Source organism: Mycolicibacter heraklionensis (assembly GCF_019645815.1).
GTDB lineage: Bacteria > Actinomycetota > Actinomycetes > Mycobacteriales > Mycobacteriaceae > Mycobacterium > Mycobacterium heraklionense.
This window is the reverse complement of record NZ_CP080997.1, coordinates 3162715-3178741: the sequence shown is the minus strand read 5'-3', so window position 1 is coordinate 3178741 and position 16027 is coordinate 3162715. Positions and strand designations below refer to the sequence as shown.

Here is a 16027-nt window from a genome sequence, read left to right as displayed (position 1 = left end):
GATGCCGATGCTGATGGTGCTGCTGGTCCTCCTGCCGCTGATCGCCACGCTGGTGTGTTCGCGCGCCACGCACCACGTCGCCGCGGCGGTCACCGCCCTGACCGGCGTGCTCACCTTCGCACTGGCCGCGGCACTGGTATCGGCCGCCGCAGACCACACGGTGACCGCGCTGCGCTATCTGCGCGCCGACGCGCTGTCGGTGATCTTCCTGCTGGCAACCTGCTTCCTGTACGCCGCGGTGGGGATCTATTCCATTGGCTACCTCGCCGACGAGGAGTGCGCCGCCCGCGCCGAAGGCCGGCAGGAACAGCGGATGTTCGCCCGGCACAGCGCCCGGTTCTATCTGGCGCTCAATGCGTTCGCCTGGTCGATGATCTGTGCACCGCTGGTCAACGGGTTAGCTCTGTTGTGGATCGCGATCGAGATCACCACGGTGGTCTCCGCGCTGCTGGTCGCCCTGGACAACACCGAGGGTGCCACCGAGGCGGCATGGAAGTACGTGCTGATCGCCTCATCCGGGTTGGGGATCGCGTTGCTGGCCACCATTTTCATGTATTACGCGGGTGCCCAGGTGGTGGGCCAGTACTACGACCTTGCCTTCGACCCGTTGATCGACGCCGCCGGTCAGCTGCCGCCGACACCGGTCCGGCTGGCCTTCGTGCTGGCGGTCGTGGGCTTCGGGACCAAGGTCGGCCTGTTCCCGGTACACACCTGGCTTCCCGACGCGCATGCCGAAGCCCCGACCCCGGTGTCCGCACTGCTGTCGGGATCGCTACTGGCGGTGAGTTTCTACGCGATCCTGCGCTACTACCAGATCGGTATCGCCGCGCTCGGGCCGCGATTCCCACAGACGGTACTGCTGGTCTTCGGTGCACTGTCGCTGCTCCTGGCCGCCCTGTACCTGCTCGAACAGCGCGATATCAAACGACTGCTGGCCTATTCGAGTGTGGAGCACATGGGCATTCTGGCGATCGGTGTCGGCTTCGGTGCGCCGATCGCCTTGTCCGGGGCGCTGTTACACGTGTTGGCCCACGCCGCTGCCAAGGGCAATGCCTTCATGGGTGCCGGGGTGCTGGTGCGCAAGTTCGGCACCAAGGAACTCACCCGAATGGCCGATGGCATCGCGGTACTGCCCTGGTCGGGCCCGTTGTTTCTGGTCGCGATCCTGGCACTGTCCGGTATGCCACCGTTCGGGTTGTTCCGCAGTGAGTTCCAGATCGTGTACGGCGGCTTCGCGAATACCCGGGATGTCGCCGCGGCCGCACTGGTTTGTCTGATCACCCTGGCATTCCTCGGGCTGGCGCTGTCGACGACGCGAATCCTGTTCCGCCCCAATATCGGTGAAATGACGCCACCGGAGCGTGGCGAGCCCAGCGGCTGGATGGTGATACCCGTGGTGGCGGGGGTGCTGGCGCTGCTGGTGCTGGGTGTGGCGCCGCCGTCGGACCTGGTCGAGCTGTTGAACCATGGGGCCGACCAACTTCTGGCGGGTGCCCGGTGACCGCCGCGGCGACGACCACGGTCATCGATCTGCCACTGGATCGCTGGCACGCGGAGGTCAGCGCCCGGGTCGGCTCCGGTGACCGTTTCGCCGGGGTGTACGCCAGTCATAGCGGCGACACCGTGCTGCTGCACGCCCTGGTGGTCGGGGGGCCGGTGGTCGGCTGCCTGCGGACGCGGTTGGAGTCCGGGCCCGGTGCGTTGTCGTACCGGTCACTGACACCCGAGGTGCCGGCCGCATTCTGGTATGAGCGGGCCCTGCACGACCTGTCCGGTGTGGTTCCGATCGGGCATCCGCGATTGGACCCGCTGCTGTTGGCCCGCGAACCCGGCCAGCCGACACCACGGCCGGGGCACGTCGACCTCACCGTGCTGGATCGCCACATTCACTCCAGCGCCACCGAACAACACGGACCGGTCGACGTGGGCGGCGGCGGCGTGTTCACGTTGCCGTTGGGCCCGGTCCGTTCGGGGGTCTTCGAGTCGATCGAGTTCCTCATCGAGACGCCCGGCGAAGATATCCCGCATCTCAACATCCGCCCGCACTACAAGCATCGCGGCATTGCGAAGCGGTTCGAGACGTTGCCGGTCCAAGACGGGGTCCTGGTCGCAGAACGGGTGGAGGGGATCGCGTCGGTTGCCCACGCGCTGGCGTTCGCGCACGCCGCCGAGGCACTGGCCGAAGTCAGCGTTCCACGGCGGGCCCAGCTGGTCCGGCTGATCCACGCCGAACTGGAACGTATCGCCAACCACCTCGACATCGTGGTGCGGCTGTGCGACGCCGCGGGCCTGGCCGTACCGCTGGCTCGATTCGGTTGGTACAAGGAACGCGTGATGCGGCTGGTCTCCGCGCTGTGCGGCAACAGGTTCGGGCGTTCGGTGATCAGCGTCGGGGGGATCGCGGCCGAGCCGAGGTTGGCCCCGATGACGGTATCGGATCGGCTGGCGGAGATCCTGCACCGAATGCGTGGCGATCGTGATGCGTTGATGGTCGACGCGTCGTTTCTCGATCGGCTCCGCGGCACTGGGCGGCTGGATCCCGCGCTGGCCGCTTCCCACGGTGCGGTGGGGCCGGTGGGTCGCGGGTCGGGCTGCGACGACGACGCACGACGACGCAGCTATGACGGCTACACCGAGCTGCCGGTGGTTGCGCAGGTCGAGCATCACGGCGACGTGCTGGCTCGGCTGCGGGTGCGGTGGGCCGAAATCGATGCCGCCGCCGGCTTGATTCGGCGCGCCTGCGATCGGCTGGAGGCCGCGGCCGAGCCGATTGCCACGGTCCCGACAGCGGTGCCCGACGGTTTCGCCCTGGGTTGGGCGGAGGCGCCGCAGGGGGAGGTGCTCTACGGGCTCGAGGTGCGGGACGGTGTGATCGGGCGGTGCTTCGCCCGAACCGCATCTCTGCACAACATGCTGCTGTTCCACGATGTGTTCGGCGGCGATGTGTTCACCGACTTTCCCTTCATCGAAGCAAGTTTCGGACTGTGCTACGCCGGGGTGGCGATGTAGATGCCGTGGGTATTTCGTGGACTGCGCGAGCGGGTGCTCACCACCCGCTGGCCCCGGCACGCCGACGACTACTTCGACGAATTCCCCGCGACACTACGGGTGTCCGATCGCATCGAAGCCGCAGCGCCGGCCGACGTCGAGGCCGCTGCGGCCGCCTGCCCGACCGCGGCGATCTCGGTTCGGCCCGCACTGCGCCTGGACCGCGGTCGTTGCATCCTGTGTGGACGTTGCGCCACGGTCGCGCCGGAATTCTTTTCCTGGGAAACAGGTTCGGCCACGGCCACCCTGAGTCGTTCCGCGCTGGTCGTCGGCGACGTCGAGGAGAGCGACGAAGCCCTGGCCGAGCTGCGTGCGGCGCTGGCCCGGCGGGTGCGCCGACTGCGCCGGTCCGTGCATCTGCGTCATATCGACACTGGATCCGACGGCAGTGACGAATGGGAGATCCAGGCATTGACCAACCCGGTCTATGACCTGCACCGGTTGGGCATCTTCTTCACCGCCAGCCCGCGCAGCGCGGATGTCTTGCTGGTCACCGGGATCGGGGCCACCGGCATGGTGGAGCCGCTGTGCCGAACGCTGGATGCGATGCCGGCGCCCACGGTGGTGGTGGCGGTCGGCGGCGACGCGATCAGCGGGGGACTCATCGGGCGCGGCTACACCGGCGGGACCGGTGTCGCAGACCTGGTGCCGGTCGATGTGTGGGTGCCGGGTGCGCCGGCCACTCCGTTCAGCGTGCTGCACGGCATTCTGTTGGCGCTGGGCCGAGTCCCGCTGTCGGGAAGTGAGCGTGCCCGGTGATCGCGGTCGGACTGGCGTTGCTGATGGCGGCCGCGGGGATCAGCTGGGGTGCGGGGCTGGGCGGCGAGACCGCCCAGCGCCGTCTGGGCGGTACCGCCTGGGCCGCGAACACCGTTGCCGCGGTGGTTTTCGTGCTGGGTGGCGTGCTCGGATTGCTCGGTCGGCCGCAGCGCCTCGATCTGGGCGGGTGGGCGGGGATCGGCCCGGCAAGCCTGGGCGTGGACCCACTGTCCGGACTGTTTCTGGTTATCGCGTTCGGTGTCGCGATTCCCGCCCTGGCCGCCGCCGGTGCCACCGCCAATCGCCCGCGTCCGCGCTTGCCCGGCGCCGTCGGTGTGGCACTGGCCGCGGTCGCGGTGATCATCACCACCGACAACCTGTTTGTCCTGCTGTTCGGATGGGAGCTGCTCAGCATCGCCTTCTACCTACTGGCCGGGTATGACCGGGAGCTGCCGGGTCGGGTGGGCGGGTCGGTGGTGACGGTGGTGTTCGGCAAAGCCAGCGGCGCCGCGGTCTTGATGGGCGCACTGTTGCTGGCCGGGCAGACCGACACTTTCGTCTACACCGTGGACGGGATCGATCCGCACAGTGCCGTTGGCCAAGCCGCCTATGCGCTGCTGTTGTTCGGTTTCGGCGTCAAGGTCGGACTCGTGCCGGCCCACATCTGGATGCCGCGCGGATACACCGCCGCTGCCGGTCCGGCCCGCGCGGTGATGGCGGGTGCCGCCGTCAACGTCGGTTTCTACGGCATGTGGCGAACACTGGAAGTGCTGGGCGCCCCGGAGGTCTGGCTGGCCTGCGTGGTGCTGGTGGTCGGTGGCGTCACCGCGATCTTGGGGATTGGCCACGCGGCCGTCAATCCCGATCTGGCCAGGCTCATCTCGTGGTCCAGCGTGGAAAACGCGGGTGTCATCACCGCCGGGTTCGGGGTGGGGTTGGTCGGTGCGGCGACCGGTGAACCGCAGCTGGTGGCCGCCGGACTGGTAGCCGGCACCGCCCAGGTGGTGGCGCATGCGCTGGGCAAGACGCTGCTGTTCGTGTCGACGTCGACGATTGAGCATGCGCTGGGAACCACCGATCTCGACTGTTTGGGTGCCGTTGTACGTCGCCTGCCCTGGGCCGGAACCGGTTTGGTGATCGGATCTTTCACCCTGGCCGGCCTGCCGCTGACCGCCGGGTTCGCCTCGGAGTGGTTCACGCTGGAGGCGTTGATGCAGCAGTTCCGGGTGTCGAACCTGGCGATGCAACTGTGCATTACGGTCGCCGGGGCGCTGATCGCACTGACGATCGGCATCGCCGGGGTGACCTTCGTGCGCGTGGTGGCGTTGACGGCCTTCGGGCCGGCGCGCATCGGTGAGCCTGCCATCGATCCCGTCGGCGCTGCCGTGGACGGGCAATGGCCCTACCGTTTCGGGATTGCCCTGTTGGTGGCGGGCTGCCTGGGCGCCGCGATGTTCGCGCCGCTTGAGGTGCGGTTGATTGGAGCCGGTCTGGTCCCCATCGTCGGAGACAGGGCCGGCGGAGCCAACGCCGCACCGTGGGTGCTGCAGCCGGTGTTCGCCGACTTCTCCGCGCTGTCGCCGACCTGGCTGTGGCTGGTCCTGCCCACAATGGCCCTGGTGATTGTGGCGTGCACCGCGATGTTCGCCGGCCGCAACCCGTTTCGGGCACGCGTGGTGGCACCGTGGTCGTCGGCATCGCCCGGCGTGCATCGCGGGGTCGGATACACCTCGTTCGCCTACGCCAACCCGGTGCGCAACATCTTGTCCACCGTCTTGTTGACCCGTACCGAATTGGTCGAGACGGTCGACCAATCACCCGGTCAGGACGTGGCGCCGTTGCTCTACACCTATCGGGTTGACGTCGTCGACATGGTCGAACGTTACTTCTATCGGCCATCGAGCCGCGGGCTGCTGATCGTGGCCCGGTCGGCGAAACGACTTCAGTCCGGACGGTTGGACGCCTATATGGCCTACATGCTGATCGCGGTGCTGGCCGTCCTCGCCGTCGTCATCGCGACCTCATGAACGGCTCACGGTTCTGCGGGCGCCGGCAGGCCGAACGGCAGCTGCGGTGCTGCGGCCGCGATGGCGAGCAGCCGGTTGTACTTGGCCACTCGCTCGCCGCGGGCGGGTGCGCCGGACTTGATCTGGCCGCAACCCGAACCGACGGCCAGGTCGGCGATGAACGCGTCGACGGTCTCGCCGGACCGATGCGAGATCATCGCGCCATACCCGGACTGTCGGCACAGAGCAAGCGCTTCAAGGGTTTCCGATACGGTGCCGATCTGGTTGACCTTGATCAGTGCGGCGTTACCGATGCCAGAGCGTATCGCGGACCCGATGATGTCCGGGTTGGTGACGAAGTTGTCGTCACCCACCAACTGCACCCGATGACCCAGTGTCTCAGTCAGCCGGCGCCATCCGGCGGTGTCGTGCTCGCCCATCCCGTCCTCGATACTCCACACCGGGTACCTGGACACGATGTCGACGTAGCGGTCGATCAGGTCCTCGCTGGACAGCGATTCGCCGTTGAGCAAGTAGGCGCCGTCTCGGTGGAATTCGCTGGCGGCGGGGTCCAGCGCAATGGCCACCCCGGACGGCCCGGTGATATACCCGGCGTCGCCGATGGCTTGGGTGAGCAGTTCCAGCGCTTCTTCGGGTCGGTCGATTTCGGGCGCAAAGCCGCCCTCGTCACCCAGCCCGGTGGCCAGCTTGCGGTCGGCCAGCACCGTGCGCAGTTGCCGGTACACCTCGGCGCCGGCACGGACGGCTTCCGGCAGCGACGGCGCGCCGAGCGGAGCGATCATGAATTCCTGAAAGTCCAGGCCGTTGAGCGCGTGCACGCCACCATTGATCACGTTGAAGGAGGGGACCGGCAATCGGGCACCGACTCCGGGCGGAACAAGCCACTGCCACAGTGGCTGTTCGGCTTTGGCGGCGAATGCCCGGGCGGCGACCATCGATGCCCCGACGATCGCGTTGGCGCCCAACTGAGACTTGTCGGTGGTGCCGTCCAACTCCAGCAGGGTCTGGTCCACCTCTTCCAAGGAGGTGAATGGGCGCTCGGTCAGCGCAGCGGCGATCGGTCCATTGACATGGTCGACGGCTCGGCGTACGCCCAGGCCCGCGTAGCGGGTGCTGTCGTGGTCGCGCAGCTCGACCGCTTCGCGGGAGCCGGTGGAGGCGCCGGAGGGGACACCCGCGCACACCTCGGTGTAGTCGGCGAGGATCGCACACACCGACAGGGTCGGCCGGCCTCGAGAATCGAGTATTTCGATGGCAGATATCGACGAAAACTCCACAACCACCTGCGTACCTCCCCGCTGGCGGCCGGGTGGCACCCGGCCGGACGTTGTTGTCTTCCGCAGGGACCGTTGGCAGTCCGATATGGACGTGCAGTTGTGGCGAGCCCCACCGCCGGGTGCGCCAGTCAGCCTACCAGCGGCGCCGTTGGCGCGATAGTGGTTGCACGGCAAGGGGAGTGAACATCGATGACTGAGAGGGAGTGGGGCATGTCAGGTGCGCAGAAATCTGTCCCGACGACTCGTTGCGGAGCGGACCGATGAACGTCCGCCGGCTGCAGCTCGACGTCGACAAAGCCATACCCAGACCTGACCTGTTAGAGCTGGCCGAGGCGATCGAGAACGCTCCCGGTGTGGAAGCACTCAACATCACCGTCGCCGAGATCGACCTGGAAACCGTCGGCTTGGAGATCACCGTCGAAGGCGAGAATATCGATGCGCCCCGGTTGATTCGAGAGATCGAGAAGGCGGGCGCGGCCGTGCACAGCATCGATGAGCTTGTCGTCGGCAACCGCATCGTCGAGCGCGTGCCCCGAACCCGGTGACACGCTGGCGGCCGCCTCGCCGAATTCGGGTGCGCTCCCGCGGCCGGGTGTTGTTCGCGACCGCACTGGGCGTGTCGGACGGCATCCTCAACGCGCTCATCTTGGCTTCGGCAACCGTGCTCCGCGGTGTTGGCCTGAACCTGGGCTTGGGCGCGCGAGTCGGTGTGGTCGCCCTGTGCTCGGCGCTGCTGACCGTGTTCGTCGCGGAGTACACCCAGTACCGCTCCGAGTTGATGCGGGCCGAGCGTCAACTGCTGTTCACCCGGTCGGGTCGTCTCGCGGCGACCAGCCTGGGCAGGGCCGTGCTGCGTGACGCGGTCACCGTCGCCGCCGTCGCGGGTGCTGCCAGCTTCGCCGGTGCCGCACTGCCCCTGGTAATCGGTGCGCTGGTGCCGTCGGCACGCTGGACGGCGTTGCTGGCGTCGGTGGCGGCGCTAGGAGGATTGGGCGTGCTGCTCGCGGTGCATGTCGGTGGCCGGCGTTCGCTGTGGGCAGTCGGGCTGGTGATCTCCGGCGTAATTGTGACGGTCATCGGCGTAGAGGTGGATCTGGTGTGACGCACGGCCTTGCCTGGTTTAGCTCCGGGCCGTCGTTCCGAGGTGTCTGTGGATGAAATCGTCTCTGGGGATAACTGACCGCGCGGCAGCTGGTTTCGGATCTGGCCGGCTCGACGCTGTCGGAGTCCTGGCCGACCCTGACCGGCATGACAACCATGTCTCGTGCCGAGCTGGGGGCGCTCGGAGAACAAGTGGCCGTCGACCACCTGATCGGGCAGGGGTGGGCCATTCTCGCCCGCAACTGGCGCTGCCGATACGGCGAACTGGACGTGATCGCCGCGGACCCGGACGCGCGCACCGTGGTTTTCGTCGAAGTCAAGACGCGCAGCGGTGACGGTTTCGGCGGGCTGGCGTACGCGGTGCCACCCGAGAAGGTGCGCAGGTTGCGCCGGCTGGCCGGAGCGTGGCTTGTGGGTCAGCAGTCGCACTGGGACCAGGTCCGTCTCGACGTGATCCGGGTGCGGATCGGGCGGAGCCGAACCCCGGAGGTCAGCCACCTGCAGGGGGTGGGCTGAATGGCACTGGGCCGGGCGTTCTCAGTCGCGGTGCGCGGCCTCGACGGCTTGATCGTGGAGATCGAGGCGGACATCACCTCCGGGCTTCCCGGGGTGCATCTGGTGGGGCTGCCCGACGCCGCACTGCAGGAGTCGCGGGATCGCGTGCGGGCGGCGATCACCAACAGTGGGCAACGTTGGCCCGCGGCCCGGCTGACGTTGGCGCTCTCGCCGGCGACGCTGCCGAAGATGGGCTCGGTCTACGACATCGCCCTGGCCGCCGCCGTGCTTTCCGCTGACCGCAAAACGCCGTGGTCCCGGTTGGAGAAGACGGTGCTGCTCGGAGAGCTGGCACTCGACGGGCGCGTGCGGCCGGTCCACGGGATACTGCCCGCGGTGTTGGCCGCCAAGAACGGCGGCTGGGCTGCCGCCGTGGTTCCAGTGGACAACCTCGCCGAAGCCAGCCTGGTGGACGGCATCGACGTCTACGGCGTGGCAACGCTGAGCCGGCTGCACGGCTGGCTGGAGGGGACCGCACGGCTACAGGACCGGATCACGACCGTGGCTCCGGTGGTCGAGCCGGTCGCGGACCTGGCTGAGGTGGTCGGCCAGGCACAGGCCCGGTTCGCCGTCGAGGTGGCCGCCGCCGGCTCACATCATCTGATGCTGACCGGACCGCCCGGAATCGGTAAAACCATGCTGGCCCAACGTCTTCCCGGACTGCTGCCGCCACTGACCGAAACCGAGTCACTGGAGGTCACCGCCATCCACTCGGTCGCGGGTCTACTGTCGGGCAGGGCACCACTGATCACCCGGCCACCCTTCATCGCACCGCATCACAGCTCGAGCGTCGCGGCGCTGGTCGGCGGTGGGTCCGGGATGGCCCGGCCCGGCGCGGTCAGCCGCGCACATCGAGGCGTGCTGTTCCTCGACGAGTGCGCCGAGATCCGGGTCAGCGCCTTAGAGGCGCTTCGTACCCCGCTGGAAGACGGTGAGATCCGGCTGGCCCGGCGCGACGGGGTGGCCTGTTACCCGGCCCGCTTCCAGCTGGTCTTGGCCGCCAACCCGTGCCCGTGCGCGCCGGCCGACCCCAGGGACTGCACATGTAAGTCGATGGAGAAGCGGCGCTACCTCGGCCGGTTGTCGGGCCCGCTGCTGGACCGAGTGGACCTGCGGGTGGAGATGCATCCGGTGCGGGCGGGCGCGTTCTCGGCGGCAGACGGGGAGCCGACGGCTGCGGTGCGGGCCCGGGTCGCGCAGGCCCGGGCCGCCGCGGCCCAACGGTGGGCACCGCACGGCTTTCACACCAACGCCGAGGTCAGCGGAGCGCTGCTGCGCCGCAAGTTCCGGCTCAGCACCGCGGCGATGGCGCCGCTGCGTGCTGCACTGGATCGCGGTCTGCTGTCCATCCGCGGCGCCAACCGCACGCTGCGGGTCGCGTGGACCCTGAGCGACCTGGCCGGGCGGACCTCACCCGGGTTGGACGAGGTCTCCGCAGCCCTGAGCTTCCGCCAGCCAGGCGCGGCCCGATGAGCGCCGCGGACATCAGGATGCAGGCCTGGGCCTACCTGTCCCGGGTTGCCGAGCCACCGCGCCCGGAGTTGGCTGCGCTGGTCGATCGGGTCGGCCCGGTGGAGGCAGCGGAACGGATTCGCCGCGGTGCCGTAGCTCCGGAGCTGGCCCGTCACACCGAAGCCCGACGTGAGATCGATGTCGCCGCTGACGATCTGGCGGTGCTCGCCCGCCGCGGAGGACGCCTGATCACCCCCGATGACGACGAGTGGCCGGCGCTGGCGTTCGCCGCCTTCGGGGGCGCCGACGCCGCGGACAAACCGGATTGCCGGCCACCGCTCGTGCTCTGGGCGGGGGGTCCGGCGCGCCTTGACGAGATCGCCGAGCGGGCCACCGCGATCGTCGGAACCCGGGCCGCAACCGCCTACGGCGAGCTGGTGGCCGCGGATCTGGCCGACGGACTGGCCGAACGCGACGTGGCGGTGGTCTCTGGCGGCGCCTACGGAATCGACGGCGCGGCGCACCGCGCCACGCTCGCCGCAGACGGCACCACCGTGGCGGTACTCGCCGGGGGTATCGACATCGCCTACCCGGCAGGGCATTCCGCGCTGCTGCATCGGGTCGGCGCCACCGGCCTGCTGGTCACCGAATACCCACCCGGGGTCCGCCCGGCCCGCTATCGGTTTCTGACCCGCAACCGGCTGGTGGCGGCGCTGGCAGGGGTGACGGTGGTGGTGGAGGCGGGACTGCGCAGCGGCGCGGCCAACACCGCGGCCTGGGCGCGGCTGCTGGGCCGGCCGGTGGCCGCCGTCCCGGGTCCGGTCACAAGTGCGGCATCGGCCGGTTGTCACGTGCTGGTGCGCGGCGGCGCCGAATTGGTGACCCGGGCCGACGAGGTGATCGAGTTGGCGGGGCGGGTTGGGGAATTGGCGGACGACCCGCCGCGGCCGGTCACTGCGTTAGACGGCCTCAGCGGCGCCGAACGTCAGGTCTACGAAGCGCTGCCCGGCCGCGGCGCGGTCACCGTCGATCAGATCGCGGTGGCCTCCGGTCTGGCGCCGGCGCAGGTGTTCGGCCCACTGGCGATGTTGGAGGTCGCCGGCCTGGTGCAGCGGCGCGACGGCAGCTGGGGGATAGCTCGCCCGAAGCGGTAGCTCGTATAGTCGGCTGGGGCAAGGCGAAAGACGGGAGACAGCGTGGCGGGACGACCAGTTCACACCTTCGAAGTTGTCCGCACCGAGCAGCTGTCGGCACATATGATTCGAGTCGTGTTGGGCGGCAACGGTTTCGACACGTTCAAGCCCAGCGATTTCACGGAAGTGTAAGGAGCTCATTTCGGGCTCATTGTGGTTGAGGGAGTAGTGCGGGTTCGAATGTGCCTGAATTCCGTGAGGAATCGACACTGTGATCGGTGAGTTGCGGAATCGCAGCGGGGCCGGGAGACGCCGCATCTAGGCCGAGTTGCATCACGGCCAGTGCGTTCGGGTCGGCGAACAAGCGCGGTCGCGTATGAAGATCATTGGAGTCCACGGGATTCGTCGCCGTTGGCACCGGCGCCGCCCACCACGAGAAGCTAGTTCACTTGGACGGAACGGTGATCATCGGGTAGCCGATGCGTCGTTTATGGAACTCATCGACGGCTGCGGGAATGCCGGCGATCTCTAGTGGTACGCCAACTGGAGCCTTGACTAGTTCTGGTTTGTGGACAATAGTTGACTGTAAAGGTGTTTCGCCCCGGAAGGCTGGAAAGCAATGCGCATTGGGACGATCGGACGCGTTTCTGTTAGCAGTATGGCTGCAGCGTCAGTCGTATTGTTTGCTCCTGCGGCGTCCGCGGGCCCGCCGACGCACCGGTGTCCCCACGAAACCCCTGTATGGGATTTTAATAGCGATAGCTGCGTCCCATACCACAACGACCACCCATGCCCCCCGCCGATCCCCGGCATCGGTTGCATTATTTGTTGTCCTAACCCCTAGTCGGCGCTGGCTGGAATGGTTTGGCCCCACCTAGGTTTCGGGCGATGGGTCGCGTAGTTGAGTGTTGGCAGTCGAATCGAATGCGCATGCCCGTTTCGGATAGCCGGAGTGACTTAGATCGCTGTGTGAGGTCCGGCCGTGCTCCCGGTTTTCCCGGACATCGGGAAAACGCACCGCTGATCGAGGCGATCACCACCGCCGCGTGGCGGCCGGGCCAGGTGGCAGGTATTCATCCACGGCGAGGCCCCAAGCCGTCATGCACAATCTGCGGCCCTACATCGCGGATCCGCTCGAGGGCGTCGCTGCCGAATTCGGTGACACGCCAGGGTTTTTCCAGCTGTACACGCCCAAAGACCGGGAGCTGGCCGCCAGCCTGGTGCATCGCGCGGAGGCCGCCGGCTACAAGGCGATCGTCGTCACCCTCGACACCTGGGTCCCGGGCTGGCGTCCCCGCGACCTGGCCACGTCGAACTTCCCGCAGCTGCGCGGGAACTGCCTGTCCAACTACTTCTCCGACCCGGTGTTCCGGGCGGGGCTGGCCCAGCCGCCCGAGGAGAATCCGCAGGCCGCCATCTTGTCCTGGATCCAGACCTTCGGCGCTCTGCTGACCTGGGATGATCTGCCGTGGCTGCGGTCGTTGACCGACCTGCCGTTGATCGTCAAGGGCATCTGCCACCCCGACGACGTGCGGCGTGCCCGGGACGGCGGTGTCGACGGAATCTACTGCTCCACGCACGGCGGTCGTCAGGCCAACGGCGGGCTGCCGGCCCTGGACTGCCTGCCGGATGTGGTGGCGGCCGCCGACGGGATGCCGGTGCTGTTCGACTCGGGCATTCGCACCGGGGCCGACATCGTTAAGGCCCTTGCGTTGGGGGCCACGGCGGTGGGAATCGGGCGGCCGTATGCCTACGGCCTGGCTCTGGGCGGAACCGCCGGAATCGTGCATGTGCTGCGCTCGCTGCTGGCCGAGGCTGACCTGATCATGGCCGTGGACGGTTATCCGTCACGGCTTGATCTCACCCCGGAAACGCTGCGGCGCGTCACCTGAGGGCGCTCGGGCCCGCTCTGAGACCGCGGTTGTTTAGGACGCGATTCTTGATGAATCCCCCTGACGTGCGCGCAGACTCTCCAATTTGGAGCTCCGGCGGGGTGCTGAGGCCTGGTGGTAGGCCTGTGGATTCATTCACCGCCCGCGTCTGGTGGGCGGATACATGTCCCAGAGCCTGGTGCACCTCTAGGCCGCTAAGCGGACAACATGCCATAAATAATGATCTGAATTCCACTATCATCCAAGTCGGACTGCGCTACAGTCTCAGAAATCGTGACCTGTAGGCAAGAAAGAAGGAGCTTGGGAGATGAGTCATGCTGCGGGCCAACAAGGATGGAGTTCGGCGAGCGTGCGGGCTCCGCGGTATCTCGTGCCAGGAGCAAGTTCGGCGATTGCAGCAATCGGAATCCTCTTAGCGCCACAACTGAGCCTGTCGGCTACCCCGGCGCACATTGAAATGTTTGAGTCCTTTCTTGTAGATGGTCCCGACATTGCCGATGGAGCGAATTCTAACGTTACACTGATGGCGGCAGGGCATGATTATGATAGCCCTTCCTTGGCGGCTGCAGCGGCCGATCCTCAAATCGTATACCAACAGTATATCTCCTACTTCAACCAATTTTTCGCAAGCAATCCGGATCTGGTTGAGGTCATGTATCTGTCCGGGTTAGCCAATAGTGGATTTGGTCAACCCGGGGACGTCTCCCGCTGCCTTGCAGGGGTCACTTGCAACGTCGACTTCCACGACCCGTCAATACAAGAGTTCCTAAGTCGACTTCTTGGCTACTGGGAATTTTTGGATAGGCAAACTACATTCGAACCACAGTATGAGGCATTGCAAGATCAGAGCATCAACGTGCTCAGGCAATTTCTAGGTGGTATCCCTGGATGGAGTCCAGGAGGCACCATCGACACGTATCCCTACCTGCCTGGAACCGAGGGCCTTCCCGAAGGCCTGGCCAAGCTGCTGACCGATCTCGATGCCGGGATAAACGCCCTCGCCGAAACTCCATATTGCGGCGTTATATGTCCATTCGTCAACGCTGCCTGGGATTCCGGGAAGTGGGTCTATTACACACTGACTGGTCAACAACTGTCGGCGTGGCAGGTTGGTGCTGAAATATCGAATGACTGGAAAGATTATTTTGACGAGATACTTGGTGTTCAATATCGCGAAGACTTCTCAAACTTCTTCTCCAACTTCTTCAACCCAACCCCTGATACTTGGGTCCCTGTTATGAATGACATTGGCGAATGGGCATGGAACATTATTCAACACATAGTTCCACTGACCTAGCGCCACGCGCCCTTGGCAGTTATCGATGGTGCGCCGCGGCTATATGGCGTACGGATATGCGCGATCATGGCTATCCGTCACGGCTTGATTCCTCACCCCGGAAACGCTGCGCCGCGTAACCCTGAGCGCCCTTGGGTGGCGTCTGAGACCGTGGTCGGTGTGGACGCGATCCTCGACGAGTGCCTCGCATTGGAGCGGGGCCCAAGTGTTTGCCCAGGTGGGCTCTCCACGGTGATTGTGGAAGCGCCGCAAGCCCGATAGGCAGCTTGCAAGGTGGCGCCACAGGAAACTTCGGGCCACCGATCTCGGGGACGCGGCCGAACTTCATGTAGCGATGTGGATCCGAAATTCGACGTAAGCGTGCTCGTCACGCCCAGTGGTTCACCGGCGACCGGCCGACGTAGGACAGCCGGTTGGTGGGGCAACGACTCGGTGGCGCACGCGCATCGTCGATCAGATCGCGGTGGCCTCCGGTCTGGCGCCGGCGCAGGTGTTCGGCCCACTGGCGATGTTGGAGGTCGCCGGCCTGGTGCAGCGGCGCGACGGCAGCTGGGGGATAGCTCGCCCGAAGCGGTAGCTCGTATAGTCGGCTGGGGCAAGGCGAAAGACGGGAGACAGCGTGGCGGGACGACCAGTTCACACCTTCGAAGTTGTCCGCACCGAGCAGCTGTCGGCACATATGATTCGAGTCGTGTTGGGCGGCAACGGTTTCGACACGTTCAAGCCCAGCGTTTTCACCGATTCGTACGTCAAGGTGGTCTTTGTGCGCTATGACGTCGACGTTGCAGCGCTCCCGCAGCCGTTGACGCTGGACAGCTTCGACGGGCTGCCCGACGAGCAGCGTCCGGTGATCCGGACCCTCACGGTGCGGCGTGCGGATCCGCTCGCCCGGGAGATCGCCATCGATGTCTCCGTGCACGGTGACCACGGTGTTGTCGGACCGTGGGCAAGCAGCGCTCAGCCCGGCGATTCGGTGTACCTGATGGGTCCCGGTGGTGCCTACGCGCCCGATCCCGATGCCGACTGGCACCTGCTGGCCGGTGACGAGAGCGCGCTGCCGGCGATCGCGGCCGCGCTGGAGGCCCTGCCGGCCGGCGCAGTGGGCAAGGTGTTCATCGAAGTTGCCGGGCCCGACGACGAGATTGCGCTGGACGCGCCGGACGGGATCGAGCTGAACTGGCTGCACCGCGGGGGACGCGCGGACCTGGTAGGGCAGGAGCGGGCCGGCGATAACGCGCCGCTGATCGAGGCGGTCACCACCGCCGCGTGGCCGTCGGGCCAGGTCCAGGTGTTCATCCACGGCGAGGCCCAGGCCGTCATGCACAATCTGCGGCCCTACGTCCGCAAGGAGCGCGGCGTCGACGCCAAGTGGGCGTCGATTTCGGGTTACTGGCGGCGCGGTCGCACCGAAGAGACCTTCCGGCAGTGGAAGAAGGAACTCGCCGCCTTGGAAGGTGCAGCAGCGACAGAGGAAAAGACAGGCTAA

Annotated in this window: 12 protein-coding genes and 3 pseudogenes; 14 read left to right on the top strand and 1 reads right to left on the bottom strand. The window is 66.8% G+C overall.

Translation table 11 applies throughout. From position 1 onward, the window contains the following. Position 1 precedes the first annotated feature (1 nt). The 4 genes from K3U94_RS14985 to K3U94_RS14970 are packed head-to-tail and all read left to right on the top strand — an operon-like array spanning position 2 to position 5834. A complete protein-coding gene (locus K3U94_RS14985) occupies positions 2 to 1501 on the top strand; it encodes a proton-conducting transporter transmembrane domain-containing protein (RefSeq protein ID WP_220694215.1) in 1500 nt (499 codons plus the stop codon). Then, a complete protein-coding gene (locus K3U94_RS14980) occupies positions 1498 to 3009 on the top strand; it encodes a hydrogenase large subunit (RefSeq protein WP_220694214.1) in 1512 nt (503 codons plus the stop codon). Before K3U94_RS14985 ends, K3U94_RS14980 begins: the two co-directional genes overlap by 4 nt. Continuing rightward, a complete protein-coding gene (locus tag K3U94_RS14975; protein ID WP_220694213.1) occupies positions 3010 to 3807 on the top strand; it encodes an NADH-quinone oxidoreductase subunit B family protein in 798 nt (265 codons plus the stop codon). Continuing rightward, positions 3804 to 5834, top strand: a complete 2031-nt coding sequence (locus tag K3U94_RS14970; RefSeq protein WP_220694212.1) for a proton-conducting transporter transmembrane domain-containing protein — start codon at positions 3804 to 3806, stop codon at positions 5832 to 5834. The genes K3U94_RS14975 and K3U94_RS14970 overlap by 4 nt, the downstream gene beginning before the upstream one ends. A gap of 5 nt (positions 5835 to 5839) precedes the next feature. On the opposite strand, the gene eno is transcribed toward K3U94_RS14970, so the two are convergent. Continuing rightward, on the bottom strand, positions 5840 to 7117 hold the full coding sequence (eno, locus tag K3U94_RS14965; RefSeq protein WP_220694211.1) for a phosphopyruvate hydratase: 1278 nt from the start codon (positions 7115 to 7117) through the stop codon (positions 5840 to 5842). Between the two features lie 254 nt (positions 7118 to 7371). Here eno and K3U94_RS14960 point away from each other — a divergent pair, with 254 nt between their 5' ends. The 10 genes and pseudogenes from K3U94_RS14960 (at position 7372) to K3U94_RS14915 (ending at position 16027) form a co-directional block, all read left to right on the top strand. After that, the gene (locus K3U94_RS14960) at positions 7372 to 7656 is read left to right on the top strand and encodes a DUF211 domain-containing protein (protein ID WP_047318610.1); all 285 of its coding nucleotides are present in this window, start codon (positions 7372 to 7374) and stop codon (positions 7654 to 7656) included. Next, on the top strand, positions 7653 to 8213 hold the full coding sequence (locus K3U94_RS14955; RefSeq protein WP_230987138.1) for a hypothetical protein: 561 nt from the start codon (positions 7653 to 7655) through the stop codon (positions 8211 to 8213). The genes K3U94_RS14960 and K3U94_RS14955 overlap by 4 nt, the downstream gene beginning before the upstream one ends. 146 nt (positions 8214 to 8359) lie before the next feature. After that, entirely contained in the window at positions 8360 to 8728 is a 369-nt protein-coding gene (locus tag K3U94_RS14950) for a YraN family protein (protein ID WP_220694210.1), read from the top strand. Then, complete coding sequence (locus K3U94_RS14945; RefSeq protein ID WP_220694209.1) at positions 8729 to 10240, top strand: YifB family Mg chelatase-like AAA ATPase; 1512 nt, start codon at positions 8729 to 8731, stop codon at positions 10238 to 10240. Further along, a complete protein-coding gene (gene dprA, locus K3U94_RS14940; RefSeq protein ID WP_220694208.1) occupies positions 10237 to 11373 on the top strand; it encodes a DNA-processing protein DprA in 1137 nt (378 codons plus the stop codon). The genes K3U94_RS14945 and dprA overlap by 4 nt, the downstream gene beginning before the upstream one ends. Positions 11374 to 11415: 42 nt before the next feature. Beyond that, positions 11416 to 11538, top strand: a pseudogene (locus tag K3U94_RS14935) (siderophore-interacting protein); the annotation flags it as partial. Positions 11539 to 12476: 938 nt separating this feature from the next. Next, positions 12477 to 13244: pseudogene (locus K3U94_RS14930) on the top strand (alpha-hydroxy-acid oxidizing protein); the annotation flags it as partial. A gap of 307 nt (positions 13245 to 13551) precedes the next feature. Beyond that, complete coding sequence (locus tag K3U94_RS14925; protein ID WP_220694207.1) at positions 13552 to 14541, top strand: hypothetical protein; 990 nt, start codon at positions 13552 to 13554, stop codon at positions 14539 to 14541. A gap of 448 nt (positions 14542 to 14989) precedes the next feature. Then, positions 14990 to 15118, top strand: a pseudogene (locus tag K3U94_RS14920) (DprA-like winged helix domain-containing protein); the annotation flags it as partial. 42 nt (positions 15119 to 15160) lie between these two features. Then, positions 15161 to 16027 carry a siderophore-interacting protein gene (locus K3U94_RS14915; protein WP_220694206.1) on the top strand — a complete coding sequence of 289 codons (867 nt, stop codon included), beginning with the start codon at positions 15161 to 15163 and terminating at the stop codon, positions 16025 to 16027.